Source organism: Paenibacillus marchantiophytorum, from assembly GCF_014640555.1.
Taxonomy (GTDB): domain Bacteria; phylum Bacillota; class Bacilli; order Paenibacillales; family NBRC-103111; genus Paenibacillus_E; species Paenibacillus_E marchantiophytorum.
Genome location: NZ_BMHE01000007.1, coordinates 133,124 through 157,642, shown reverse-complemented (window position 1 = coordinate 157,642; position 24,519 = coordinate 133,124). Strand labels below are relative to the sequence as shown.

Genomic DNA, 24,519 nt, shown 5'->3' with positions numbered 1-24,519 from the left:
AAGCGCTTTCGAAATAGTGTTATTGTCAGAAATTTTCGAATCTTATAGTGTTTAACCTACAAAGCCACAAGCTGAAATCGCAATTGCGAAGGAGTGAGAACATGATCAAAACATCGGAAGCTGAACAGTACATCGTGCCTGTCCCAACCGTAAGAACTTCCAAGCGAAGCACATGGATAGCCAAAGTAGTTAGAGATAAATACTTGCTGTTGCTGCTGCTGCCGGGATTGGCCTACTTCCTACTATTTAAATATGTTCCGATGTGGGGGGTCCTGTTAGCCTTCAAAAATTATCAGCCTTATGTTGGTTTTTTGGAGAGCGAGTGGGTCGGGCTAGCTAATTTCAAACAATTTTTTCAAGATCCTGTCTTTTTTCAATTGATACGCAATACGCTTTTGCTTGGTTTGTATGACATGGTGTTTTTCTTCCCGGCGCCAATTATCCTGGCTATATTGCTAAACGAAGTCCGCAAATCTTTCTACAAACGGTTTATTCAATCGCTGATTTATATTCCGCATTTTATTTCGATGGTTATCGTTGCCAGTATTTCTTATCTTCTTCTAACGACCGAAGGTGGGGTCATCAATGAATGGGTGCTGAAGCTATTCGGGCATAAAATCGACTTTCTAACTAGTGAGAGCTGGTTTCGTCCCATGATCATTACACAGAGTATTTGGAAAGAGATGGGCTGGGGAACGATCATCTTCCTCGCAGCGCTTGCAGGGGTGGATCAAGAGCAATATGAAGCCGCCATCGTGGATGGAGCGAATCGATTTCGCCAGCTTTGGCACATTACGCTGCCAGCTATTCAGGGGACTATCATTGTCGTGCTGATTTTGCGTATGGGCCACTTTATGGATCGTGGATTTGAACAGGTTTTATTAATGATTAACCCGCTAAATAGGCCGGTTGCCGAAGTATTTGACACCTATGTTTACACGGCGGGGATCATTCAGGGCGCTTTCAGCTATAGTGCCGCAGTAGGGCTATTTAAAGCCATTATCAGTGTCATTCTCGTGTTCACAACCAATTATTTGGCCAAAAGGGCTGGGCATTCCGGTATATTCTGATTGAAAGGAGGAGATCACGATGAACACTCGTCATATGTCTGTAGGCGAAAAATGCTTTGATATCGCCAACTATTTGTTTCTTGCGATTGTTGCTCTTGCCATGATTCTTCCGGTTATGTATATCGTGGCGGGATCGTTCGCAAGCGATCTGGAGATCGGAAGCAGATCTTTTTTCCTCATCCCCAAGGACATTACATTTGATGCTTATAAATTTGTTTTTAAAGATAATACGCTGCCACGTAGTTTGGTCGTATCCGTATTTATAACGGTGGGAGGGACCCTTGTAAATCTATTTTTCACCTTTACGATGGCCTATGCGTTATCGCGGAAGCAGATGATTGGCCGGAATATCGTCTTGAATATGATCATCTTTACGATGGTGTTTAGCGGCGGGATTATTCCTACTTATCTGGTTGTAAAAAGTTTAGGACTATTGAACACCTACTGGGCGGTCATGCTGCCTGTCGCGATCAACGCCTTTAATTTAATTGTCGTGAAATCATTTTTTCAAGAAATCCCGAACGAACTGATTGAATCAGCCCGCATTGATGGGTGCAACGATATTGGTGTGCTGTGGCGAATTGTGCTGCCGCTCTCTAAACCGGTTATCGCAACATTTGCTCTTTTCTACGCCGTTGCCCATTGGAATGATTTCTTCAATGCTTTGATTTATCTATCTGACGCCAAGAAGTGGCCGATGCAGGTTCTCTTGCGGCAAATTGTTCTTATGGCAACGGGAGCGCTTGAAATGGGAACTTACGATCCTACTTACGTAAAACCACCGGATCAATCGATTAAAATGGCGATCATCGTCGTGGGCACATTGCCGATTTTGATGGTATACCCGTTTATTCAAAAGTATTTTGCCAAAGGTGTTTTAATCGGTGCGGTAAAAGGTTAAACGCTATCGTGTTAGCGGTGACTATTTTCGGATTGTCGCAGTATTCGTCCTAGATCGGAAAAGGGTTGAAGACAGAGGGCTGCTTCATCATAAACAAGTACATTTTGAATTGACAAAGGGAGGAAATAGACGATGAATTGGGATAAAAAGAAAAAACCATTATTTGCAACAACCAGCGTGATATTGGCAGTTACAGTTATTGCGGGGTGCAGCTCGGATACTGGAGGATCTAAATCGACACCTAAGACGACTGCAGGGACGACGCCGGTTGCCAATGAAAAGCCTTTCCCGATTAGTATTATGTTGAAGAGCTACTACAATGATACGGCTACCCCGGAAAGTAAAGTGTGGAAAAAAGTCGAAGAATACACGAAAACGAAACTCGATTTCCAATTTGTTCCTGATGCAAGCTATAACGATAAACTGAACATAACGCTTGCTTCCGGTTCCGTTCCTTCGCTTCTATTTGTAAATAACGCGAAGTTGCCGGCTGTTGCCAACGCTATTAAAGGAGGCGCATTCTGGGAAATCGGTCCTTATCTCAAAGATTATCCGAATCTTAAACAAGCAAACCCAACTGTTCTTAACAACACGTCAGTTAATGGCAAATTCTATGGCCTCTACGTATCCCGCCCGATCGGACGGATGGGGATCAGCTATCGTAAGGACTGGCTTGATAATTTAGGCATGAAGGAACCGCAGACGATTGATGAATTTTATGCCATGTTAAAGGCATTCACCACCAACGATCCTGATAAGAACGGCAAAAATGATACGTACGGCATGGTCGTAACCAAATATGCGGGTCCTTTTGATATTATGCAAACTTGGTTCGGGGCTCCGAATAAGTGGGCTGAGAAAGACGGCAAGCTGATACCTGCCCATTTGACCCCAGAATATATGGAGGCTCTCAAGTTTTTTAAAAAGCTGTATGATGAGAAGCTAATCAATCAAGATTTTGCCGTTTATGATTCCGCGAAATGGAATGATCCGATCATTAACGGACAAGCGGGTGTAGCGGTTGACGTCACAGAACGCTCTTATCAAATTGAAGAGAAAATGAAGCAAGTCAATCCGAAGGGCAGTATTGATTTAATTGGAGCAGTTAGCGGACCTACCGGTCTTCATAACCAACCGACAGCTGGACACAACGGCATGTTTCTGATCTCGAAATCCACTGTTAAAACCGAAGCTGATCTGAAGAAAGTGCTGACTTTCTTGGATAAAACCAATGATAAAGACATGCAAGCGCTGCTCAACTTTGGTATTGAAGGTGTTCACTATAAAGTAGAGGACGGCAAACAGGTTATTCTTATCGTTCCGACTGACCCTATGGCTCCTGATATTAATAACAAGAATATGAACCAGATCTTATCTTCGATTCCGTACATTATACCTGATATGTTCAAACCATCTACACCGCTTCGCACGAAGTCGGTCGATGTGCAAAAAGCAAATGAGAAGATCATTGTCACAAATCCAGGAGAGCCATTCACAACGACAACCTACACGCAAAAAGGCGCGCAATTGGATCAAATGGTGGAAGATGCAAGAATTAAATTCATTGTCGGCAAAACGGATGAGGCCGGCTATAAAGCCGACATGGATTTGTGGAAAAAGAGCGGTGGCGATGACTATACGAAAGAAATAAGTGAAGCTTTCGCTGCAAGCAAGGTTAAGTAAGGAAGTAAGGCAAGTAAGTGAACCTACACTTGAGGATAGGTCCAGTCGCTCAATAGGACTGGACCCAAAGGAGCGATTGCGATGACAATGGCAAGATCCAGAGGCGGTAAAGGTACGGTTTGGCCTTCGGAACAGCGCAGTTATACAGATTTGATCACGGGTGTAACCGTAACTCAGCTAACGAATCACTGCTCGCACAGTCACCATATCTATTTTACGAATAACGGCTTCTATGGGGATGGGAAGCTGCTCTTTGGATCGGATCGAGAGAATGTTACCAATCTATACAGCATGGATTTGCACAATGGCAGTATGACGCAACTAACGGATTTGGAACGCGGCCGTGAATCCCGGATTCAAGGGACCTTTCTTCATCCAGACGGACATGAGGCCTATTTCTATTATGACAACTTAATCATGGCAATCAACCTGGGAACGATGGAAGAAAGGATTCTCTATACGATTCCACAGGATTATAAATTCGGCAGCTTGAGCTGCACCGCAGACGGGCAGTGGTTATGCTTTGGTCTGAATCAGGATTTAACGCACAGTATCGCGATGGATACCAAGAATGGTTACTTGGGATTCGAGGAGTATTTCCGTGCGAAGCCGCACAGTATGATTATGGCGGTATCGCCTGAGAGCGGAAAAGTGAAAAAGCTTTATGAGGATCAGCTCTGGATCGGCCACGTCAATACATCGCCAACGCAGCCTCATCTGTTAACATTTTGTCATGAAGGGCCTTGGGAAATGATTGATCATCGGATCTGGGTGCTGGATATCGAAACGGGACGCAATTGGAAGGTAAAGGATAAGATGACCAATGAATATGTCGGTCACGAATATTGGATGTCAGACGGTATTCACATCGGCTATCACGGTTTTACGAACTCTCTTGAGGATCATACGGGAAAAATTATCGGATCTGTCCTTTTTGATAATAGTCACATTGAGCAGTACGAATTTCCATTTCAGAATATGCATGTTCATTCCAATGATCTATCGCTCGTCATCGGTGACGGTCAGCAAACGAGCGCTTATCATGGGCAGCAATATCAAGATACGCTGCAAGTATGGCGGAACGATGGTACTGGGTTCCAAGGCCCGCGTATATTATGCAAGCACCGGGGCAGTTTCCATACGCAGAATCTTCACGTTCATCCAAGACTAAGCCCGGACGGTAAACAGGTGTTGTTTACTAGTGATATGTCGGGATACGGCAACTTGTATCTGGTCGACATGCCAGAATTCGAATCTTTACTCGAGATGCCAATAACATGAAGACCCGACCGAATCTACTTCTCATCTTTACGGATCAGCAGCGATGGGACACGTTAGGGGTCTATGGAAATAAAATTATTCAAACGCCACATTTGGATCGCATGGGGCGGGACGGGGCCGTCTTCGAGAACGCGATTACTCCGTATCCGCTTTGTGCGCCTGCCAGAGCTTGTACCATGACGGGGTTTACTGCGGGAAAGACGCATGTGTTCAATAACGAATCAGCCTCAGCTATTGGAGCGGATGAATCGATTGCAGCTTATTTGTCCCAAGCCGGATATCACACTCAGGCGATCGGGAAGATGCATTTTACACCTGACGAGCAAACGTATGGGATGGACCATCTTATTTTATCAGAAGAAATGAGAGGTGTACGTACGGCTGGAAGCTTAGAGGAGATCCGGTTCGATGATTATGACCGCTACCTGATGGAGCATGATGCCTGGGGGTGGGAGAAACCTCCGGAGATTGGTTATAACGAACTGAAGCCGCTCGTGAACGGTCTGCCCAAAGAGCTTCATATCACACAATGGTGCGGGGATCGAACGGTAGAGTGGCTTCAAAAAGAAAGACCCTCTGACCAACCCTTTTTCCTATGGACATCGTTCGTCAAGCCACATGCTCCTTTCGATTGTCCTTCGCACTTGACGGATTTGTATGCGCCGGAAGACATGCCGCTGCCTTGGGTGTCCGATAAGGATGGAACATCGAAAAACCCTTATATCGCATCGCATCGTCAAGCAATGGAAGCTGATCTATACTCAGAGCAAGCCGTACGTACAAACCGGGCCTATTATTATGCCAATATTACTTTTATCGATGAACAGATAGGTCGGATTATGCAAACGTTGGAGGATGAGGGGCTGGCGGACAATACGCTCGTTATTTTCACATCGGATCATGGTGAACTGCTGGGCGACCACCGATTATGGTTTAAAAACCTAGGGCATGAGGGTAGTTTGCACATTCCAATGTTAGCCTGGTGGCCTGGCGTTATCGCACCGGGGACCCGCTGTGAAGAATTGACGACCTTGCTTGATATTTTTCCGACGCTTGTCAATCGGACAAGCGAGAAGCGCGAGCCTGACGGCAGATCCGGTTTGGATCTATTGGAACTGCTTACGGATCCTTCATCGGTAAGGCGAGAGATCGTCTGTTCCGAATTCTATGTGGCACCTAACTATATGCTCCATGTTCGCAGCAAAGAGTGGAAGTATCTCTTTTATCAGAACGGCGGCTGCGAAGAGCTGTACCATCTGCTGAATGATCCGCATGAACTTGTTGATTTGGCGGATAGTCCCGACTTTCAGGATGTTAAAGATGAGCTTCAAAAGGCAGCTGTTCGTTGGGTCATCAACTATGGAAATCCTGAAATCGCACTCGATGATACGGGTTCTAAATTGAAAGTGATGCCGTTTCGGCCGCAAGAAGCCAAATCTAATCCAAGACCGTTCTCGCGAATGCCTTGGGATTCCAGAGTTCCACCTTCGTTGCTCTCTATAGAGCAACGTTCTTGGTTTTGGAAGGAAATGGGCGGGGATTGGAGCGGAATTATCCGCTTATTGAGGGGAGGCAAGTAGTTGATGAATTGGCATGAAATATTCTCCCTGGAGGAGCTTATTTATCATAACCCTTTGGCGGATGCGAATGATGTGCGTGACTTCAAGATGGAAGGAGAGGCTGTTGTCAGTTTTCCGCTGAATCGGATGCGAATGCAAAACAAGCTCGACCCCAAGCTGGGGCAGAAATCTAATTTCGTCTATTGGTGTTCAGATGAATTTCCGGACAACATCGCGATTGCGTGGGATTTTTGGCCGATTCGTGAGCCGGGCCTTTGTATCTTGTTTTTTGCCGCTAGAGGAATCCATGGGGAAGACTTGTTTGACAGTCGGCTTTCCGCAAGAACTGGCGTGTATGATCAATATCACCATGGAGATATCGATGCTTTCCATGTCTCCTACTTCCGACGTAAGGAAGAAGAGGAGCGGAACTTTCACACCTGCAATCTGCGCAAAAGCTATGGCTTTCATTTGGTCTCGCAAGGCGGAGATCCAATCCCCTCTGTTGGCGATGCCAGGGGCCCCTACCGAATGAAATTATTTAAATGGGGGCGTGAAATCTTATTCGCCGTGAATGACATGACCATTTTTCATTGGGTCGATGATGGTAAATCGTTCGGAAAGCCTCTTGGCGGTGGGAAGATCGGCTTTCGCCAGATGGCCCCGCTAATCGCTGAGTATGCCAATCTTGAGGTGTATGCCATAACCAAAACAGCCCATAGTCTCTAGCCTGCACCAACTATCCTTTATAGGCATATGCTGAATAGTTGAAAGGAAAGGGAGTAGCGAAATGGGAAAAGAAGCGACTGCAAAGGGCGTTTCTATTATTACTTGTACCAATCGCCCGAGATTTTTCGATAATATCCTGTACAATTTTCAAAGACAGCAATTTCCGCAGAAAGAGCTCATCATTATTTTAAATCATGACCGAATGAATCTCGACGATTATCGCCGAAAAGCACGACAGGTTGGCAATGTCCGTGTGTATCAAGTTAACGAGATGACCTCGTTAGGTCAATGCCTCAACTGCGGAATCTCCAAGTCGAAGTTCCTGTATATCGCCAAATTCGATGATGATGACTATTATTCGCCCTTCTACTTAAAAGAGCAAATGAAAGCAATACGCCGGACGAAAAGCGATATTGTTGGCAAGCACGCATGCCTGGTCTTTCTTGCGGCCACCAAACAGCTCCTCATTCGATCGCCCCACGAGCGGAACAAAGAGGCCCAGTTTGTGCAGGGGGGTACACTTTTATTCCACAGACGTGTGCTTCGAAAGGTGCGGTTTCCTGACCGTTCACTGGGAGAAGACGTGATTTTCCTCAGGGCATGTAGCCACAATGGCTTTAAAACATTTGCAACGACACCCTTCAACTACGTGTATATTCGTCGTAAAGATAAGCAAAGCCACACCTGGCGGGCGAAAGATGGCTTTTATCTGAAAGGGAGCCAGCCGCTCGCGTTGACGAGAGATTTCCAAATAGTCGCCAAACATAAAGTATAATAGGGCGTTCACAGCCAACTGATAAAGCCAAGGACACAAAGGTAGCCATGAAACGGAACAGATGATTATTTTTCACTGTTCCTATTCTTGCGCAGCCCGTAGCTCCTTGGCTTTTTGTTATCTCCTTTTAAACGCGGAAGGGTATAACCTTCATTTTGTATTTTATTCCATAATGTGGTGTAATCAATGGAGATTGATGTCAATGATAGATAAAATTGCGAGAAAGGAGATTGACCTATGAAGAAAATACTAATTGGCTTTATCTGTGGGGCGGTATTCTTCGGATCGATTCAAGCCTATGCATCAGTGGGAACGATGATAGAGGTATATTATACAATAAAAGGCATTTTTAATAATAATCAAAAGATCGTTTTTCCTGAGAATGCTCTTCCGTTTATTAATAATGGAACCACATATGTTCCGCTGCGGACAGTTGCCGAAATGATGGGAAAAGAGGTCAAGTGGGACCCAGAGCATCAATATGTCATATTAAGCAAACATACAGAGGAAGCTTGCATCCCTGAGGAAGGTTCAGATCTTAAGAAACTAAGAAACATCTGTATTGCTGATAAAAACGTCAAATTGCCAGATAACACGTACTTGGACGGCACTCTTGTATCTTTACAGGGGAAGGAGGCCTACTTGCCAGCCCTAGTACTCAAAAAGGATAAATCACATCTCGTTATCAGTCCCAAAAGTGGTATTGTTATCGATCAATTCATCGACCCATCCGATCCAAATGCTTTTGACTTTTTAAAGACCTATGTCACTGGATACGACCTAGTTGGCAGATAATCTATTTGCTCCCGAGGGTGACGCTGTTAGAGCCTTATTTCATTTATAAACTAAATGATGAGAGAAGCTAGTTTGTATTTAATCCCTCCAGAGCTTTTATTGCTGCATCAGCATTAACAAGCCCATGTCCGTATTCTAGCTCATTTCCAAGGGGAGTTGAAGTATCTAACAATAACTTTGTTAAATCAGCAAGACTTAAATGCTTATTTCGGTCTAAAACAAGTGCCGCTACTCCTGAGACATGTGGAGCTGACATCGATGTTCCCGATTTCAATCCATAATTGGACTCTGATAAGCTTTCTTCCACAGGAACAGGAAAATTGTGTTATTATTTGGAAAAGAGTTAGTAAAGAGTGGTGAAGTAATTAATGACAACTTACTCAGAGGATAATTGCCATGATTAATAGAAAACCCATTTATGTAGAAATTCTTATGAAAGTGTCTATTGAAACATTGTGGAAATACACGCAGACGCCTAATTTGCATCAACAATGGGACTTAAGGTTCTCAGAGATTACATATATTCCTAAATCCCATGAAGAACAACCGCAGCGCTTTGTATATAAAACCAATATCGGCTTTGGACTTAATATTGCGGGAGAGGGCGAATCGGTAGGTAACAAAGAGAGAGATGGCATTATGACTTCTAGCCTGAAATTCAGCTCACCTAATCCGATCTCGCTCATTTTAGAAGGAGCTGGATTTTGGCGTTATGTGCCTACAGTTGAAGGTGTTCGCTTCTTAACTAGATATGATTATAGGACCCGTTATGGCCCATTCGGCACTTGGATCGACCGTTTCATATTCCGGCCGATAATGGGGTGGGCGACAGCATGGAGTTTTGACTGTTTGCGTCTATGGCTAGAGCATGGGATTTCCCCCTATGTATTGATCAGACGTTCTATTATAGAGGCTGTATTGAAAATAAGCTTGTTTTTTATCTGGATGTATCAAGGGCTTGTGCCGAAGCTGTTAGTAGCAGATTCGGGGGAGTTGGACATTATACAGAGCACACCAGGCCTCGCTGATTATGGAAGGCCTCTCCTGACTCTGATGGGATTAGGCGAAATCGGATTTGGTCTCTTGTTCCTCGTTTTGAGCGGAAAGAAGCGAAGGAGTCTGCATAAAATCAATATATTGGTCTTGATTCTTCTTGGATTAAGTGCTGCTTCACATCCAGCGACTTATGTAGCGCCTTTCAATCCAATTACTCTGAATGTTGCAATGATAGTCTTATCCATAATTAGTCTACTGGGTGAAACAGAGCTTCCGAGTGCCAGAAGGTGTCTTCGAAGTTCAGGTGAAGGGAGGGACCAAGCATGACCTCAATCTACGAAAAGGTTCTCGGTGAAGACTTCTCCAAACTCCACCCCCAGATCCAAAAACGATTTGGCTTCGGAAGCGAGAATCAAATAGCGTCTATCGGCAAGGGGGTTATGGAACATGTTTGGTATGGCAAATGGTTTACCATTCCTTTCCTGGCCTTGGGTGCGTGGCGAAACATCCTTTTTCCGCAAGGAGGAAAACATATTCCATTCTCGATCGAGAATTACGCATACAGGGATAGTTATGGGCGAGAGACTGTTACTTGGATTCGGACTTATCAATTCTCAGACCGGATTAGACGTTTTGATGCTACTATGATTTACAGCGATAAACGGCGTAAAATTATAGATTATCTAGGCACTCATCAGCATTTGGCCGTTGAAATAGATATGTTTGTTGCGGAGAATGGCGGTATGGGGCTGCGGTCAGGGAAACAATTTTTTTATGAGGGGATTCTAGGTTTTCGGTTTCCGATGATTTTTTCCGGTTATGCGGATGTCTGCGAGTGGTACGATGATGAAAAAGGGAAGTTTCAAATTGATGTACAGGTGAACAACAAAATTTTTGGAACACTTTTTGGATACCGTGGGTCCTTCGATATTGAGTACGTGCCCATAGCTAAACGTGACATTCCTCAGCATGTGAAGCCAGTGCGGGAAGAAAGACGGGAGTAACTGTTTTTTCTATGACTACATTGCTGAAAGGAGCAAGGCGGCATGATAGTGATTCCTGATACATTTATTGAAAGAATGTACGAGCTTCACGGTGAGCAAGGCGTCGCATGGTCGGAGGCGCTGCCTAAACTGATCGCCGACAGCGCAAGCCGCTTTGACTTTAGTCCTCAAGCTCCATTTTCCAATTTATCCTATAACTTCGTGCTCCGCGCAACGCGCAGCGATGGGAAGCCAGTCGTTATTAAAGCATCTTTCATGAAGGAGGAGCTTTCTAGAGAAGTTAGTGTGCTTCGCGCCTTTGAGGGTCGTGGGGCGATTCAAGTGCTTGATGCAGATGAGGAGTGGGGGGTGGCCCTGTTGGAGGGGGCCTACCCTGGCACGCCGTTATCGATAATTGATGATGATGCTCGTGCGACGAATATCTTCTGCGAAGTATTTCGCCGCCTTCACCTACTGGCACCTACGGGCAGATTCTACCCGTCCATGAAGCAGCACTTCGCCGCAATCGAGCGATACCGCAAGCGTTTCGACGACATGAGCATAGCCGCACCACTACCTGAGAGCTGGGTGGAAAATGCGGAAGAATGTCTGGAGTACCTTATCACGACCACGCCTGAGAATTTCCTATTGCATGGTGATCTGCATCATGATAATATCCTTCGACAAGACGAAGAGAAGTGGGCTGTCATTGACCCAAAAGGCATCATCGGCGACATCCATTTCGATACGATCCAGTATCTGCTTAACTACGAGGATCGAGGTGGTGACTGTGAGCAGGTGCTGCGGGGACGAATTGCGATTATGGCCGATCGCCTTAAACTGGACCCTCGCCGAATCGCGATGTGGGGTGTAGTGAGAGGCGTGCTTGAGGCCTGCTGGACGATTGAAGACGGAGGAACGGATTGGCACAGAGGCATTCAAGTAACGGAACGCTTTGCCAATTGTCTGGATTGAGGTCTATCTCGATTAACTCAAACAAATAAGGAGCTGTTGTAATATTGGAGAAGGCGGACTTATTTCACAAGTATTATCAATTGCCGAAAAAAATGGTTTAACTGACATTACACCTATTGAACTCAGTAATGGTGGGAACCTAATCATTCACTTGGCTCCCCACCCGATTGTGGCCCGAATAGCTACTGTCATTTCCAAAGAAAATGCAGAGTACGCATACAAAATACTTGATCGTGAGTTGCGTATATCACGTCACCTCCAATCCAAGGGCGTCCCCGTGTTATGTCCTGCTGACCTTAGTGATGCAGGACCGCACAATGTAGCGGGTACTTGGATGACATTGTGGGAATATATCCCTCCCACAGTAATTCAACCTCCTTCACCGAGTGAAGTAGTCGAAGAAACGAATAGTGGCTTTGAAAGGATTATTTAGATGACAATAAAACGAAGTAAACTAAGCGTGGAAATAACCAAGAAAGTAGAGATTGATTATCTAATTTGTCTTCCTGACGGATATTTAGAGGAAACTCGAGAATGGGGACTCATTGTTTTTTTACATGGTATGGATATGAGAGGAGATAACGTAACTCAACTATCGAATTATGGATTGCTAGAAGCGGTTAATGAAGGTGAATTATCGCTGCCTTTCGTAATTGCGGTTCCCCAATGCCCGTTTGAGTCCTATTGGAATATGGAGCGTGACGCAGTTACTGCTTTAATAGATGAGCTTTCGGCTAATCATAATGTTGATCGGAAACGTATTTATTTGATCGGATATAGTTTAGGAGGATATGGTGTTTGGGATTTAGCTATACATAATCCAGAAATGTTTGCAGCAATTGTACCCTTGAGTTCAGGGGGGCAAGTATCAAAAGCAGAGAAGCTCAAAGACATATCGATTTGGGCTTTTCATGGTGCCAAAGATGATATCGTCCCACTAGAACAAATGACGGAAATGGTATCCGCTATAGAACAGCATCAAGGAAACGTTAGACTTACTATATATCCAGATTTGGGACATGACATAATGCAAGAAACATTGAGTAATCAAGAGCTATATTTATGGTTACTAGAACAAACAAGGTAAATACGAAGCTTATTCTTCGCTTCAATCGAGATGAAATCCTGAAATAGTTTTATCATTGAAAAAAGTGAGCTGCGCAGAGATGCGCGATTCGCTTTTTTTTGCGCTTGTTGCAGGCATCGATCTGAGAAATTGGGGAGTGTATGATAATATTAAAATTGTTATTTTATGGTATAATTACACATAAAGTAACGTCTAATTTCTGATTAGATGAAAAGAGAGGATGGTTTGGGTAAATAATATGTATGTATTAATTTCTCACGTATTAACGCATGCGGTTCTAGGTAGCATTTTGGCATATCTATTGAATAACGGTTTTCAAAATAAACGTATGCAAAATTTTCCAATGCTGATTTACGGGGCAATGATAGCGATATCTCCTGATTTTTTTAAGTATTTTCTTTCTAGTCTCATTAGTTTAAGTCATTCCATTCTGTTTTCTCTATTTTTAGGGCTAGTTTTTGCAATGATTACGAGAAAAAAGACTTTTAGTAAGCAATTTGGTATAGCCGTAGCCATTATTTGGGGAGCTCATTTGGTACCCGATTCCTTAGAACATGGGGTTCCTTTCTTTTATCCATTTCATGATGCTGAGATTAGCTTTGATGTTCTGCTTCTAGGAGACCCTTGGTTTTTGTTTCCCTTAGTCATTAGTTTAGGTACAATGTTTTTCCAACCTACTCAAAAGAGAGTGGTATCTGTTTTTCTTACTCTTGCAATAGTATATCTAGGAGTACGCGAAGTAGATAAGCAAATGCTTCTGTATCAAATCAAGAATCAATTTAATTTGACACCGGAAGCTTCGATAGAGGTGATTCCATCAGCAGAAAACTTGATACGACCATTATTCCCTTTGGATTGGTTTGAATGGAAATACTCCGTTTATTCAGAACAAAGAGTAATTATAGGACAAGCTTTTTTATTAGGTAGATTCCCCCCACCTCAGCTGAATGCCATCTATTTATCTAAAAACCCACTGATCAAGCATGATTCTTTTACTTATAGATCAACTCAAAAAGAGGAACGACAACATAAAGTGTTGGTGGAAAAAGAGTTTCAAGGAAAACACTATATAGCAGCAAAGCATGAAGATAAGACGACGATTTTTGTTTTTTCTCCTGCAGATAACACCTGGTATGAAATGGATAAAGTGGAAGGAGATATGCTTAAGTATTTGATAACTAAATAGGCTAGGTGGTTTGCTGTCAATATATAAAATGAGCTCTAGAAAAATGGAATTTATGGCTGCTCTCTTGGACGAATGGAATAAGTCCTTGTTTTTCATTTCAATTAAAGCTATTATAGACTCATATACTCTTTAATGGAGGTGCTGAATGAAGTATTCTCAAGCGACTGACTATGCGCTTCACGCGATGCTTTATCTGGTAAAGTCAGCACCTGATAAGCCTGTTGGCGTGCAATTGCTGGCTGAGAAGCTGGGCGTTTCACAGACCTATCTATCCAAGTTGATGACCAAGATTGTCAAGGCGGGACTGATTCAGTCCTCACCGGGCGCGAACGGCGGATATCGACTCCGGCATAAACAGGAGGATATTTCTTTTCTCGATATCATTCGTGCGATCGAAGGCAGCGCCTCCTTGTTCGAATGCAGCTTTAATCACGGAAACGAATGTCCGATCCAACAGGTGGTCATGGACGCAGAGCGAAATTTGGAGCAGTATCTGGCAAGCAAGAAAATAGCCGATTTGGCGAATGTAGTTAAGGCGGAGTAGACTCCGTCATTTTTAAACGATAATTAAGGATATTAAGTGTCTTTTAAGTCCTTGATGAAACAGGAAGGAAAGGAAGATCAGAATGACTTATGATTGTGTTATTATCGGCGGAGGACCAGCGGGATTGAATGCGGCTCTTGTCTTAGGCAGAGCAAGAAAAAATGTGGTCGTCATTGATGAAGGGCGTCCGCGTAATCAGGTTACTCGTGAAACTCACGGTTATCTTACGAGAGATGGTATCAGTCCAAGCGAGTTTCGGAGAATTGCAAAGGAACAGATTAGCATATATCCATCTGTCCATTTTGCGGCGGATACTGCAGTTTCGATCGCGGGAACCGATGGTCATTTCCAAATTACGACTGCTCAGGGTACGATCTATGGGAGCAAGAAGGTGCTTTTTGCAGTAGGAAAGAAGGATGTTCCGTTGGCTATTAACGGATTGGCTGATGTATATGGCATAAGCGCCTTTGTATGCCCTTATTGCGATGGCTGGGAATTAAGAGACCAGCCGCTGGTCTTAATTGTTAAGGGAGCGAATGCGCTTCACTTAGCCAAAATGATGTCCGGATGGACGAACCATTTCACCATTTGTACCCATGGCCCTGATGAAATGTCAAGCCTAGAAAAAGAGGAGCTTGCTCAACATAACGTTCCTATCTTTGACTCGCCCATCCAATCCATTGTATCCAATGAAGGGATGGTTCAACAAGTTGAACTGGAGGATGGGACAGCAATTCCGTGCACGGGTATTTTCTTTGGACCTAAGCTTGTAACTGGATCAGAGCTGCCGCGAGCACTAGGTTGCGAGATGACAGAAGCAGGAACGGTCGTCGTTGATAAATTTGGTAAAACGAATGTACCAGGTGTTTACGGTGCAGGAGATTCAGCATCCGAGATGTATCAAGCAATAGCCGCCGCATCCTTAGGCGCAATGGCCGGTGTGAGCATAAACAACGAACTAATTATGGAGGATTGGAACAAGGAGGCATGTAGCAAATGAAGGAAGAGCAAACATTCAACTCCGAAAGGGCTCTTATTTATGAGAAAAATAGTCGAATCTCGATTCCCACCTATGATACGTTATTCACGATGGTTCAATCTTACTATCGAGCTCAACTAAGTGACAAAGCAGCCTCTTTGCTCGTGATCGGCGCCGGTGGCGGCAATGAACTTGCCGCATGGGGACCGTCTAACCCACAATGGACGTTCACGGGAATCGACATTTCTGAAGAGATGCTTAAGATTGCTAAAAATAAATCCGTTCAACTAGGCCTGGAAAGCCGTGTTAAACTCATCCACGGAACAATTGACGACCTGCCGCTTCCTGACTCGAAGTTCGACGCAGCAAGCTGCATCTTGGTTCTTCATTTCATTGATGATATCCAAGAGAAGTTGAAGCTGCTCAGAACTATTAAGGATCATATGAAAGAGGGAGCCCCATTCGTACTCGTTAGTGCTTACGGAGAGCGTGATTCTGCTGAACTTCGAGACCGATTAAACGTATGGAAAAGCTTTTGGCTGGATGCCGGATCCGATGCACTCAAAGTGAATGAGTTAGTAAACAAAGGCATTATGAAAATTTCTTTCATTTCTGAGAATCAAATTGAAGGGCTGTTGGCAGAATCCGGCTTTGCAAATATCACCCGGTTTTATTCTACTGGCATTTTTGCAGGATGGATTTGCCATGCGGAATGATTTATCGCAGATATCATAAAGGTTAAGGTAAGGCTGCCGAATGTTTGGCAGCTTTTTTACGTGCTATGTGGGTCCTCCCGCAAAAATAAGTCGCTTGACTTTTGAACGAGATCATAAGGGTACTTGACAGCCATGTGCTATATTAAAGAGTGGGAAAATACCACACTAATCATTAGGAGGCCTCTTATGTTTCAGCATAGCAAACAAAATTATGCAGGATTAAGTTTTGGCACACAAGATCTAAGGTACGGCGAGCTATTAAGTTGTACCTTTAATCGTTGTTCGTTCACTAACGGTTCACTAGAGGAGATTACATCCAGCAATTGCCGTTTCATAGAGTGTGATTTTCGTGGAGCTGCTTTGAATGGCTCTTATCATAAAGAATCCGCTTTTGAGAATTGTAACTTTAACGGAGCCAACCTCTTTGTTTCCAAATTTGAAACATGCAAGATGACCGGTTCGGATTTTTCTGGCTCCAATATGGATGGAATTACTATTTTTCAAGGCGATTGGTCATATACAAATTTGCGACATGCTAGATTAGTTAGACAGGATTTACGTGGGGTTAAATTTCATGAAGCGGACTTGTCAGGAGCCGATCTTGAAAAAGCGGATTTAAGAGATTGTGATCTGACTATGGCCATACTGTCCAAAGCGAAATTGCAGGGCGCTGATGTAAGAGGGGCCACGATGGAAGGCATAGATTTTAAAACATTCGCCGTCACAGGCTTGAGAATGGACAGGGAGCAATCAGTATTGTTTTCACTTTCTCATGGAGCTAGGGTAGGATAATGAAGATCGTGTGCCTACCTACAGTTCGAATAAACGATTGATTTTGTGGCGGCCCGGCGGTGATTTTCAACCTTATCACACCTGAAATGCCGTTCGCGCGGCGCTTTTCCACACTTAACGCTGTTTTACAGCGTTAAGGTCCCTGCTTTTGCGCCAGCCCCCGCAGTAACGCTGAAATTCAACCTTATCCCACCTGAAATGCCGTTCGCGCGGCGCTTTTCCACACTTAACGCTGTTCTACAGCGTTAAAGTCCCTGCTTTTACGTCAAGCGCCGCATTAACGCTGAATTTCAACCTTATCCCACCTGAAATGCCGTTCGCGCGGCGCTTCTCCACACTTAACGCTGTTTTACAGCGTTAAAGTCCCTGCTTTTGCGCCAGCCCCCGCATTAACGCTGAATTTCAACCTTAACCCGCCTGAAATGCCATTCGCGCGGCACTTTCTCTGCCCTTAACGCTGTTTTACAGCGTTAAAGTCCCAGCTTTTGCGTCAAGCGCTGCATTAACGCTGAATTTCAACCTTATCCCGCCTGGAATGCCGTTCGCGCGGCGCTTCTCCAACTTTAAAGCTATTCTACAGCGGCACCTTCAGCATACTTTCAGTTAACTTTCATATGCCTATCAGCCAAACTTAAGTAATACTTCAGGTTAGTGCCCTATACTTCTATCTATCAACACTAATCCAATAGATGGTAGACGAAAGGCGGTAATAGCATGAATGAAAACAAGACGCAGGGCACCAAAGTGAAATCTATGTTCGCAGCTTTTATGGCTGGCGCAGTCGTTGTCGGTGGGTTGATGTTCACGTCGGATAAGATGAATCTGTTTGGGTATGATGCTCAATCTGTTCAATCAGGCGTCGCTGCTGGTGCAGCCAACTCGGCGGCAGCTAACGTTCAAACGGCATCATTAACCCCTACTGGGACGAACAGTGTCTCAGCCATTGTGAAAACAGTGAGTCCCGCCATTGTGAAAATAGAGACGAAAGTAAAACAGACAAATAGGGGACAGAATAGAAGAAACACAAAGCAACAAGGTGCTGAAAGCGGAGATACCATTGAAAATGGGATTGGATCAGGCTTCATTTTCGATTCGAGCGGTTATATTTTAACGAATGAGCATGTCATTGATGGCGCAGACGAAATAGATGTTTACGTGCAAGGTTATGACACACCATTTACAGCAAAGCTGCTTGGAAGCAGTTATGATCTAGATTTGGCTGTGCTCCAAATTCAAGGGGATAAAGCTTTCCCTTCGCTGAAATTAGGCAACTCCGACACTGCGCAAGTAGGGGATTGGCTTGTTGCGATTGGCAATCCGTATGACTTCGATTACTCCGTAACGACAGGTGTTTTAAGCGCCAAAGAACGCCAGATCAGCATCGATGATGAGCAGGGTACGCGAAATTATAAGCACTTGCTGCAAACGGACACCGCAATCAACCCAGGCAACTCGGGCGGTCCGCTGTTGAATTTGAATGGGGAAGTGATCGGCATCAATACAGCAGTGAACTCTGAAGCACAAGGCATGGGCTTTGCAATTCCGGCAAGTACGATTAGTTCTGTTGTTGATAAACTGAAAAATAACGAAACGATTCCCAAAGAGCCAGCACCCTACATCGGTGTAGCTCTGCAGAATATTTCGACCGATATGCTCGAAGATTTGAAGATCAACAGTACCAAAGGTGCCATAGTTGCTGAAGTGCAGCAAGGTACACCAGCTTTTGCGGCGGGCATTCGTCAGTACGACGTTATTTTGGATGTGAATGGCACCGCCATTTCCAATACGGATGAGCTTACCAAAGCTGTGCAAGCCGCGGCCGTTGGAGACGAACTGAAAATAACCATCTCACGAGATGGTCAGACGAAGAATGTTACGGTTAAAGTTGGGAATAGAAACACAGCGACCAACTACCAAGGTTGATAGGAATCAAACACTCACAGCTTCTTCAACACTTCAAATATGCGCAAATCGTTGATCGTCCGAACGACTCCGGCGGCATCGGGCATTTGAAACTTTTTTAGAATCGAATTGATCTGTTTCTTAATCGTTTCATACTCCACGCAGCGCTCGTCAGCAATTTGCTTCCGCTTCTTGCCTTCGCACAGCAGGCGAAGCACCTGAAGCTCGCTCGGGGTAAGTTCGGAGATGATTTGAATGATATTCAGCAGGCTGGTCTCTGCTTTTTTCACGCGAACGAATTCTTCCCTAATTTTCTCGGCGATCATCGGACGGATGGGAGATTCATTGTTAAAAGCTGCCCGAACAGCTTCGATGACTTCTGAGTCAGGCGCATCCTTGAGCAAATAATCGGTAATTCCCGTTTGAAAGGCGGCAAAGATGAAGTTCTCATCCTTATGAACGGTCAGCACGATAATCTTAATCTGCGGGTGTTTCTCGTGTACCAGCTTGGCCGCGTGTATCCCGGCATACTGACTTTCCATCTCGATATCCATTAAAATCACATCGGGCTGGTGCGAAGCGGCCAGACTCACTGTTTCATAACCGGATGTTGCGCGCGCGACACATTCAAAATCCGCATGTTGGGAGAAGGTTCTCTCTAGTCTTCTAATGTGGGCTTCCATATCGTCGGCAATGAGGATCCGCATTCTAGGCTGTGTCATCGGTATGAACCTCCGTCTTTATCATTCCATTAGCATTAAATCATAGGCAGGCATAGGGTGAACGTCGTCCCTGTGCCTTCTTTGCTTTCCACAAGAATTTTGCCGTCGTGGGCAAGCACGATTTTGTGGCAGTAGGACAACCCGATCCCCCAATTGTTTACCGAAGATTTCGTTGTGAAAAAGGGGTCGAAGATCGCCTCCAAATTTTCCTCGGCGACGCCAGGACCATTATCAGAAATACGGATCAAGGACCAGCCATTTTGCTGGCTGGTTTCGACAATAATGAGACCGTCATCCCGGTTTTGCAGCGATTCACTGGCATTAATCAGGAGATTGTAAACCGCTTCCGCGAAATGCTCATGATCGAGATAACAACGCGCCGGAACTGCGCTTCCCCGATAGTCGAGCTGGCAGCCATTCGATTGGTCGCGTAAATTGGCTATAGCTTGTTGCAGAGGCAGGTCGACGAACATGGGCTGGAGATTGAGTTGAATATTCTTCAACTTATCTGCCGCATCGTTAATGCTTGTAAGCGCCGTATGCGATGATTTCAGAATAAGCTCAAGACTATATAGGGATTCGGTATCCTGCTGATGGCGGTCCTTCAGATAGGCGGCTTCCGATTGAATCGCGATCAAATGATTTTTGAGGGCGTGAGTGAAAGCCCTGGTGCCTAGCGTTGCCGTATCGATGCTTTTGTTGATCTGAATATCGCGGTTTTTGCGGTAATTTTCAATCGAATTAAACTTGTAGACGATCAAGATCATCAAAATCAAGGTTACATATATCGCGTAAGGAAATACTGCTAGAATGATAGGTTGAGAGCCGAGCGGAGGCTGCAAATAGTTGTAATAGCCCTCTAAATAAGTTGGTTTTACCAACACTTTCGGCGCCCAAGAGAAGATTAAGAGATGGATAATGACCAGTGGAATGAAGAGCAGGATATGGTATAAGGTTAGCTTTTTTATAAACTTAATTTTCGGATAATTCAAATAATAGTTGAATAAAAGACCAAATGCAATAAAAAGAATGAAGTAGCGCAAGCTTTTTAATAACAGTTCAATCATTGTAAAAGATAGGAATCTCTCATGCCAATTGGTTAATGCGATATGAATCGCAGGGTCATAATATGCATTTTGCACGATAAAAAAGACCAGAACACCGCCGTACACAACTTGTTGTTTGCGGTGGTTAAGGCTGCGTGTGAACGATACGGCGAAGCACAGCAGGGAGCAGTAGAAGAGACTGACACCCGCGTTCAACAGGCGAATAAGCCAATTCGGGTTGAATTTGGTCAGCACAAGATAATTCCAGGTACCTGGGCTAAAATCAAAGAAGCTATGTATGACATTGAAGTAGTAATTGAACTTGCTCAAGTACAGTGTGAACGCAACGAACGACAGTACCCACCCGATAATGATGCCGTACATGAAGCGGGTTGAGGCATTATTTAGCTTTTTATACGTGAAGAGAATCGTGAAGATCAGCAGCAATAGTGTGATAAAAAGCATAAATGTCACCTCTTCCTATACGTTGCCTCATAAGGGGGTATAAAACTTTCACCTGTCGGCTAACACCTAAGCTACGTATAATTCAAAACATAGAAAGCGCAAACAAATCATATCAAAAAAAGGGTGAGAGTCAAATGAAAAAAAATTGGCACCTTGTGGTGACAGGTACATTGGCTATGGGTTTGCTTGCTGGATGCGGTTCTACGCAACAGACTTCTGGAGAGAAGAATTCGGCTTCCCCCGCAGCGAAAACGGCACAGGTCAATTTAAAAGCGACTGTGTTAACCGACGATTTGGAAACGTTTAAATCAGCGTACGCAGAATTCAGTAAAGAGAATCCAACGATTCAGGTGCAGTTCGAAACGATTCCACAAGCGCAGTATTATGAGAAGCTCCGTCTTCAACTGTCTTCGGGAGAGGATATCGACTTAGTCGGGGGCAACATGGATGTTTTCCTGGACACAGGTATCCTGGAGCCACTGGATGATTACATCAAAAAAGAAAACATCGACGTATCCGGATATGGTCCGCTGTACGACTCACTGAAGGTGAACGATAAAGTATACGGTCTCCCTTACCGGAAATCGAATTGGATGCTGTTCTACAACAAAACACTGTTTGATCAAGCGAATGTCGCCTACCCCAAAGCAGATATGACATGGAACGAATTCCGTGAATTGGCGAAGAAAATGACGAAAGGCGAGGGGGCCAACAAGGTGTACGGGGCGTTCCTGCATCCATGGGCGCAAACGTGGTATATGCAAGGCGTTCAAACCGGAGCCTCGATTATTGACAAGGATTTGACGCCATTCAAAAAAGGGCTTCAATTCCGCATGGATATGGAAAAAGACGGTTCGATTATGGGCTGGGCTGAGCAAATTACGACATCCGCACATTATAATTCAGCCTTCCAGAAGGGGAATGTTGCGATGAACCTGATCGGTGACTGGCACGTGGCGCAGCTCAGACAGGCAGAAACGGAGAAGAAAATCAGCTTCGATTGGGACGTTGTTCCGGTTCCGCATCCAGAAGGTGTAGCAGCCAACACGAGTTTAGCAACACCCGTATCCCTGATGGTGAATAAGAACTCCAAGCACAAAGAGGAAGCTTTCAAGGTGCTGCAGTTTATGACAGGGGCCAAAGGCGCGAAGCAGTTTTCGGCCAAAGGATTCCTAACGGGCTATGTGAACGATGAGATTCGTAAAATATACGTCGGCGATGGCAGCATGAAACCTAAGAACATTCACTTCTTCGTGGAACAAAAGGAATATCCGGAATATCCGCTGCTTCCTGGCGTGAAAAATATTCTGGTCAACAACGTGTACAAGCAAGAAGGCGAAATGGCCTTGACGAATGCTGAAACCGTAGACCAGGCCATTCAGAAAATTGGACAACGCGTAGAGAAAGAATGGGCAGACAAATACGCGAAGGATTTCAAGGCTGGCAAGAAGTAAGAGACATGAATGAATCGGCCGGGCTTCATCAACTAGGGTGAAGTTCGGCTGCTTCAATAGGGGTGAAGCATATGAAAGATTCCAGCAGAGCATTAAGGCGCAATCGGATCACAGGTTATACGTTCTTGCTTCCTAATATTATCGGATTTCTAATTTTCATCTGTTTCCCAGTTGGCGCCTCTTTTCTGATGAGCTTTACCGAATGGAACGGTTTTGGCGATATTGAATTCGCCGGGTTATCAAATTATATCCGTTTATGGAGCGACGAAACGTTCCGTATCTCGCTGCTTAACAGCTTAATCATGACAGGTGTTTCTGTTCCAGTGACCTTGTTACTGGCAATCTTGGCAGCAGTCGCCCTCAATAAAGGTTTGAGAGGCGTTAAAATATTCCGCACGGCTATCTTTTTACCCCATATTACAGCTACGATAGCGGTCGCCGTTGTATGGCAGCTGCTGTATAACCCGACGATGGGCCCGATTAACGGCATGCTCCGAAGCCTGGGCATCGATCATCCGCCGATGTGGCTCGCTTCCACGCAATGGGCGCTGATCTCAGTCATTATCGTCAGTATCTGGCATTCCATCGGCTACTACATGGTCTTGTATTTGGCGGGATTGCAGGGAATTCCTAAGGATTTGTACGAGGCAGCAGAAATCGATGGGGCAGGGAAGGTTTCCCAATTCCGCAATATCACACTGCCGATGCTGTCGCCAGTTATCTTTTTTACCATTATTATGGGAATTATTAATTCGTTTAAAGTGTTCGATCTGGTGTTTGTGCTGACCAAAGGAGGACCTGGTCGGTCTACGCATATGCTCGTTTATGATATTTACTATACAGCGTTTCAACGATTCGAATATGGATATGCCTCTGCGATGGCTTATGTGCTGTTCGCGATCATCCTCGTTATCACGTTGATTCAATTTAGAGGACAGAAGCGTTGGGTGAATTACTCCTAACGGGTCTGGCGGAAGAAGAAGGGAGAAGTCATCTTGAGCACATGGACAAACACGGGGAAGACGACAATCTTCTTGCCGAAAAGGGTGCCTACCGGGGCTTTGATTAGAAAAATGGTTTTGTACGCAGTTGTCATCGTTGTGTCCTTATCCATGATCGTTCCGTTCCTATGGATGCTCTCGGCATCCGTGAAATCGGAAGCAGAGATATTCGGATTCCCGATTCAGTGGATACCGAGCGAGTTCTTCTGGTCCAACTATAAAAAGGTCTGGACGGAGCTTCCTTTTTTCACCTATTACCTGAACACGATTAAAATCGCCGTCCTTACAACACTGTTGCAAATCGTGACCTGCTCGACAGCGGCCTACGCGTTTGCCAAAGTGAAATTCCCGGAGCGGGATAAATTGTTTTTCCTGTACGTAGCGACGATGATGGTGCCGTATCAGGTGATGATGATTCCACAGTTTATGCTGATGAAAACATTGGGCTTGATGGATTCGCATTGGGCTTTAATTTTACTTGGGGCGTTCAGTCCGTTTGGCGTATTCTTGTTCAGACAGTTTTTTATGTCCATTCCGGAAGAGCTTTCGGAAGCGGCCCGAATAGACGGCTTGAGTGAATTCGGCATTTACTCCCGCATTATTCTGCCATTGATTCGACCAGCTATTGCCAGCCTAACAATCTTTACGTTTATGCATGCCTGGAACGATTTCCTTGGGCCTTTGATCTATTTGAACTCCGATCGGTTGTTTACGCTCCAGTTGGGGATGCAGCACTTCCAATCGGAGCACGCAACAGAGTATGGGCCTTTGATGGCGGCAGCCGTCTGTGCGATTGTTCCAACCATTATCATCTACTTCATGGCGCAAGACCATTTCGTAGAAGGGATTTCCGCAGGCGCGGTCAAAGGGTGAGCGAA

General features: G+C 44.8%; 24 protein-coding genes. 21 read left to right on the top strand and 3 right to left on the bottom strand.

All coding sequences use genetic code 11. The features are described from left to right. Positions 1-101 precede the first annotated feature (101 nt). The 8 genes from IEY34_RS09895 to IEY34_RS09860 all read left to right on the top strand — a co-directional run bounded on the left by IEY34_RS09895 (position 102) and on the right by IEY34_RS09860 (position 8,793). Entirely contained in the window at positions 102-1,070 is a 969-nt protein-coding gene (locus IEY34_RS09895) for an ABC transporter permease (RefSeq protein WP_189010854.1), read from the top strand. Positions 1,071-1,089: 19 nt separating this feature from the next. Further along, positions 1,090-1,971 carry a carbohydrate ABC transporter permease gene (locus tag IEY34_RS09890; RefSeq protein WP_189010852.1) on the top strand — a complete coding sequence of 294 codons (882 nt, stop codon included), beginning with the start codon at positions 1,090-1,092 and terminating at the stop codon, positions 1,969-1,971. A gap of 132 nt (positions 1,972-2,103) precedes the next feature. Next, a complete protein-coding gene (locus IEY34_RS09885) occupies positions 2,104-3,654 on the top strand; it encodes an extracellular solute-binding protein (RefSeq protein WP_189010850.1) in 1,551 nt (516 codons plus the stop codon). Positions 3,655-3,735: 81 nt separating this feature from the next. Further along, positions 3,736-4,935, top strand: coding sequence for an oligogalacturonate lyase family protein (locus IEY34_RS09880; RefSeq protein ID WP_189010848.1), 1,200 nt, complete (start codon positions 3,736-3,738; stop codon positions 4,933-4,935). Continuing rightward, a complete protein-coding gene (locus IEY34_RS09875; protein ID WP_189010847.1) occupies positions 4,932-6,515 on the top strand; it encodes a sulfatase family protein in 1,584 nt (527 codons plus the stop codon). Before IEY34_RS09880 ends, IEY34_RS09875 begins: the two co-directional genes overlap by 4 nt. Positions 6,516-6,518: 3 nt before the next feature. Next, positions 6,519-7,223, top strand: coding sequence for a DUF1961 family protein (locus IEY34_RS09870; protein WP_189010845.1), 705 nt, complete (start codon positions 6,519-6,521; stop codon positions 7,221-7,223). A gap of 61 nt (positions 7,224-7,284) precedes the next feature. Continuing rightward, positions 7,285-7,998 carry a glycosyltransferase family 2 protein gene (locus IEY34_RS09865; RefSeq protein WP_189010843.1) on the top strand — a complete coding sequence of 238 codons (714 nt, stop codon included), beginning with the start codon at positions 7,285-7,287 and terminating at the stop codon, positions 7,996-7,998. Positions 7,999-8,235: 237 nt separating this feature from the next. Beyond that, entirely contained in the window at positions 8,236-8,793 is a 558-nt protein-coding gene (locus tag IEY34_RS09860; protein WP_189010841.1) for a stalk domain-containing protein, read from the top strand. 67 nt (positions 8,794-8,860) lie between these two features. On the opposite strand, the gene IEY34_RS37765 is transcribed toward IEY34_RS09860, so the two are convergent. Continuing rightward, positions 8,861-9,100: a S8 family serine peptidase gene (locus IEY34_RS37765; protein ID WP_373291215.1), complete on the bottom strand. Its 240-nt coding sequence runs from the start codon at positions 9,098-9,100 to the stop codon at positions 8,861-8,863. Between the two features lie 89 nt (positions 9,101-9,189). Here IEY34_RS37765 and IEY34_RS09850 point away from each other — a divergent pair, with 89 nt between their 5' ends. The 10 genes from IEY34_RS09850 to IEY34_RS09805 all read left to right on the top strand — a co-directional run bounded on the left by IEY34_RS09850 (position 9,190) and on the right by IEY34_RS09805 (position 18,974). Further along, on the top strand, positions 9,190-10,116 hold the full coding sequence (locus IEY34_RS09850; RefSeq protein WP_229757555.1) for a DoxX-like family protein: 927 nt from the start codon (positions 9,190-9,192) through the stop codon (positions 10,114-10,116). After that, positions 10,113-10,793, top strand: coding sequence for a DUF4166 domain-containing protein (locus IEY34_RS09845; RefSeq protein WP_189010837.1), 681 nt, complete (start codon positions 10,113-10,115; stop codon positions 10,791-10,793). The genes IEY34_RS09850 and IEY34_RS09845 overlap by 4 nt, the downstream gene beginning before the upstream one ends. 42 nt (positions 10,794-10,835) lie before the next feature. Then, on the top strand, positions 10,836-11,747 hold the full coding sequence (locus IEY34_RS09840; RefSeq protein WP_189010835.1) for an aminoglycoside phosphotransferase family protein: 912 nt from the start codon (positions 10,836-10,838) through the stop codon (positions 11,745-11,747). Positions 11,748-12,180: 433 nt separating this feature from the next. Beyond that, on the top strand, positions 12,181-12,834 hold the full coding sequence (locus IEY34_RS09835) for a carboxylesterase family protein (protein WP_189010833.1): 654 nt from the start codon (positions 12,181-12,183) through the stop codon (positions 12,832-12,834). Positions 12,835-13,054: 220 nt separating this feature from the next. Beyond that, a complete protein-coding gene (locus tag IEY34_RS09830) occupies positions 13,055-14,020 on the top strand; it encodes a metal-dependent hydrolase (protein ID WP_189010831.1) in 966 nt (321 codons plus the stop codon). Between the two features lie 145 nt (positions 14,021-14,165). Beyond that, positions 14,166-14,564, top strand: coding sequence for an RrF2 family transcriptional regulator (locus IEY34_RS09825; RefSeq protein WP_189010829.1), 399 nt, complete (start codon positions 14,166-14,168; stop codon positions 14,562-14,564). Positions 14,565-14,646: 82 nt separating this feature from the next. Then, entirely contained in the window at positions 14,647-15,564 is a 918-nt protein-coding gene (locus IEY34_RS09820; protein ID WP_189010827.1) for an NAD(P)/FAD-dependent oxidoreductase, read from the top strand. Beyond that, positions 15,561-16,259, top strand: coding sequence for a class I SAM-dependent methyltransferase (locus tag IEY34_RS09815; protein ID WP_189010825.1), 699 nt, complete (start codon positions 15,561-15,563; stop codon positions 16,257-16,259). Before IEY34_RS09820 ends, IEY34_RS09815 begins: the two co-directional genes overlap by 4 nt. Positions 16,260-16,445: 186 nt before the next feature. After that, entirely contained in the window at positions 16,446-17,051 is a 606-nt protein-coding gene (locus IEY34_RS09810; protein ID WP_189010823.1) for a pentapeptide repeat-containing protein, read from the top strand. Positions 17,052-17,765: 714 nt separating this feature from the next. After that, positions 17,766-18,974: a S1C family serine protease gene (locus tag IEY34_RS09805; protein WP_189010821.1), complete on the top strand. Its 1,209-nt coding sequence runs from the start codon at positions 17,766-17,768 to the stop codon at positions 18,972-18,974. Positions 18,975-18,988: 14 nt separating this feature from the next. Here IEY34_RS09805 and IEY34_RS09800 read toward each other — a convergent pair whose 3' ends face one another. Then, the gene (locus IEY34_RS09800) at positions 18,989-19,675 is read right to left on the bottom strand and encodes a response regulator transcription factor (RefSeq protein ID WP_189010819.1); all 687 of its coding nucleotides are present in this window, start codon (positions 19,673-19,675) and stop codon (positions 18,989-18,991) included. Between the two features lie 35 nt (positions 19,676-19,710). Further along, positions 19,711-21,186 (bottom strand): sensor histidine kinase, encoded by a 1,476-nt coding sequence (locus tag IEY34_RS09795; protein ID WP_189010817.1) that lies wholly within the window; start codon positions 21,184-21,186, stop codon positions 19,711-19,713. 134 nt (positions 21,187-21,320) lie between these two features. Here IEY34_RS09795 and IEY34_RS09790 point away from each other — a divergent pair, with 134 nt between their 5' ends. The 3 genes from IEY34_RS09790 to IEY34_RS09780 all read left to right on the top strand — a co-directional run bounded on the left by IEY34_RS09790 (position 21,321) and on the right by IEY34_RS09780 (position 24,514). Beyond that, entirely contained in the window at positions 21,321-22,640 is a 1,320-nt protein-coding gene (locus tag IEY34_RS09790) for an ABC transporter substrate-binding protein (RefSeq protein ID WP_229757554.1), read from the top strand. A gap of 71 nt (positions 22,641-22,711) precedes the next feature. Then, positions 22,712-23,602, top strand: a complete 891-nt coding sequence (locus tag IEY34_RS09785) for a carbohydrate ABC transporter permease (protein WP_189010815.1) — start codon at positions 22,712-22,714, stop codon at positions 23,600-23,602. A 33-nt stretch (positions 23,603-23,635) separates the two neighbouring features. Beyond that, entirely contained in the window at positions 23,636-24,514 is an 879-nt protein-coding gene (locus IEY34_RS09780) for a carbohydrate ABC transporter permease (RefSeq protein WP_229757553.1), read from the top strand. Positions 24,515-24,519: the final 5 nt, after the last annotated feature.

Bases quoted from the DNA above. Each gene is read 5' to 3' on its own strand.
- IEY34_RS09895 (WP_189010854.1), top strand. From the start codon at position 102: ATGATCAAAACATCGGAAGCTGAACAGTACATCGTGCCTGTCCCAACC.
- IEY34_RS09890 (WP_189010852.1), top strand. From the start codon at position 1,090: ATGAACACTCGTCATATGTCTGTAGGCGAAAAATGCTTTGATATCGCC.
- IEY34_RS09885 (WP_189010850.1), top strand. From the start codon at position 2,104: ATGAATTGGGATAAAAAGAAAAAACCATTATTTGCAACAACCAGCGTG.
- IEY34_RS09880 (WP_189010848.1), top strand. From the start codon at position 3,736: ATGACAATGGCAAGATCCAGAGGCGGTAAAGGTACGGTTTGGCCTTCG.
- IEY34_RS09875 (WP_189010847.1), top strand. From the start codon at position 4,932: ATGAAGACCCGACCGAATCTACTTCTCATCTTTACGGATCAGCAGCGA.
- IEY34_RS09870 (WP_189010845.1), top strand. From the start codon at position 6,519: ATGAATTGGCATGAAATATTCTCCCTGGAGGAGCTTATTTATCATAAC.
- IEY34_RS09865 (WP_189010843.1), top strand. From the start codon at position 7,285: ATGGGAAAAGAAGCGACTGCAAAGGGCGTTTCTATTATTACTTGTACC.
- IEY34_RS09860 (WP_189010841.1), top strand. From the start codon at position 8,236: ATGAAGAAAATACTAATTGGCTTTATCTGTGGGGCGGTATTCTTCGGA.
- IEY34_RS09850 (WP_229757555.1), top strand. From the start codon at position 9,190: ATGATTAATAGAAAACCCATTTATGTAGAAATTCTTATGAAAGTGTCT.
- IEY34_RS09845 (WP_189010837.1), top strand. From the start codon at position 10,113: ATGACCTCAATCTACGAAAAGGTTCTCGGTGAAGACTTCTCCAAACTC.
- IEY34_RS09840 (WP_189010835.1), top strand. From the start codon at position 10,836: ATGATAGTGATTCCTGATACATTTATTGAAAGAATGTACGAGCTTCAC.
- IEY34_RS09835 (WP_189010833.1), top strand. From the start codon at position 12,181: ATGACAATAAAACGAAGTAAACTAAGCGTGGAAATAACCAAGAAAGTA.
- IEY34_RS09830 (WP_189010831.1), top strand. From the start codon at position 13,055: ATGGTTTGGGTAAATAATATGTATGTATTAATTTCTCACGTATTAACG.
- IEY34_RS09825 (WP_189010829.1), top strand. From the start codon at position 14,166: ATGAAGTATTCTCAAGCGACTGACTATGCGCTTCACGCGATGCTTTAT.
- IEY34_RS09820 (WP_189010827.1), top strand. From the start codon at position 14,647: ATGACTTATGATTGTGTTATTATCGGCGGAGGACCAGCGGGATTGAAT.
- IEY34_RS09815 (WP_189010825.1), top strand. From the start codon at position 15,561: ATGAAGGAAGAGCAAACATTCAACTCCGAAAGGGCTCTTATTTATGAG.
- IEY34_RS09810 (WP_189010823.1), top strand. From the start codon at position 16,446: ATGTTTCAGCATAGCAAACAAAATTATGCAGGATTAAGTTTTGGCACA.
- IEY34_RS09805 (WP_189010821.1), top strand. From the start codon at position 17,766: ATGAATGAAAACAAGACGCAGGGCACCAAAGTGAAATCTATGTTCGCA.
- IEY34_RS09800 (WP_189010819.1), bottom strand. From the start codon at position 19,675: ATGACACAGCCTAGAATGCGGATCCTCATTGCCGACGATATGGAAGCC.
- IEY34_RS09795 (WP_189010817.1), bottom strand. From the start codon at position 21,186: ATGCTTTTTATCACACTATTGCTGCTGATCTTCACGATTCTCTTCACG.
- IEY34_RS09790 (WP_229757554.1), top strand. From the start codon at position 21,321: ATGAAAAAAAATTGGCACCTTGTGGTGACAGGTACATTGGCTATGGGT.
- IEY34_RS09785 (WP_189010815.1), top strand. From the start codon at position 22,712: ATGAAAGATTCCAGCAGAGCATTAAGGCGCAATCGGATCACAGGTTAT.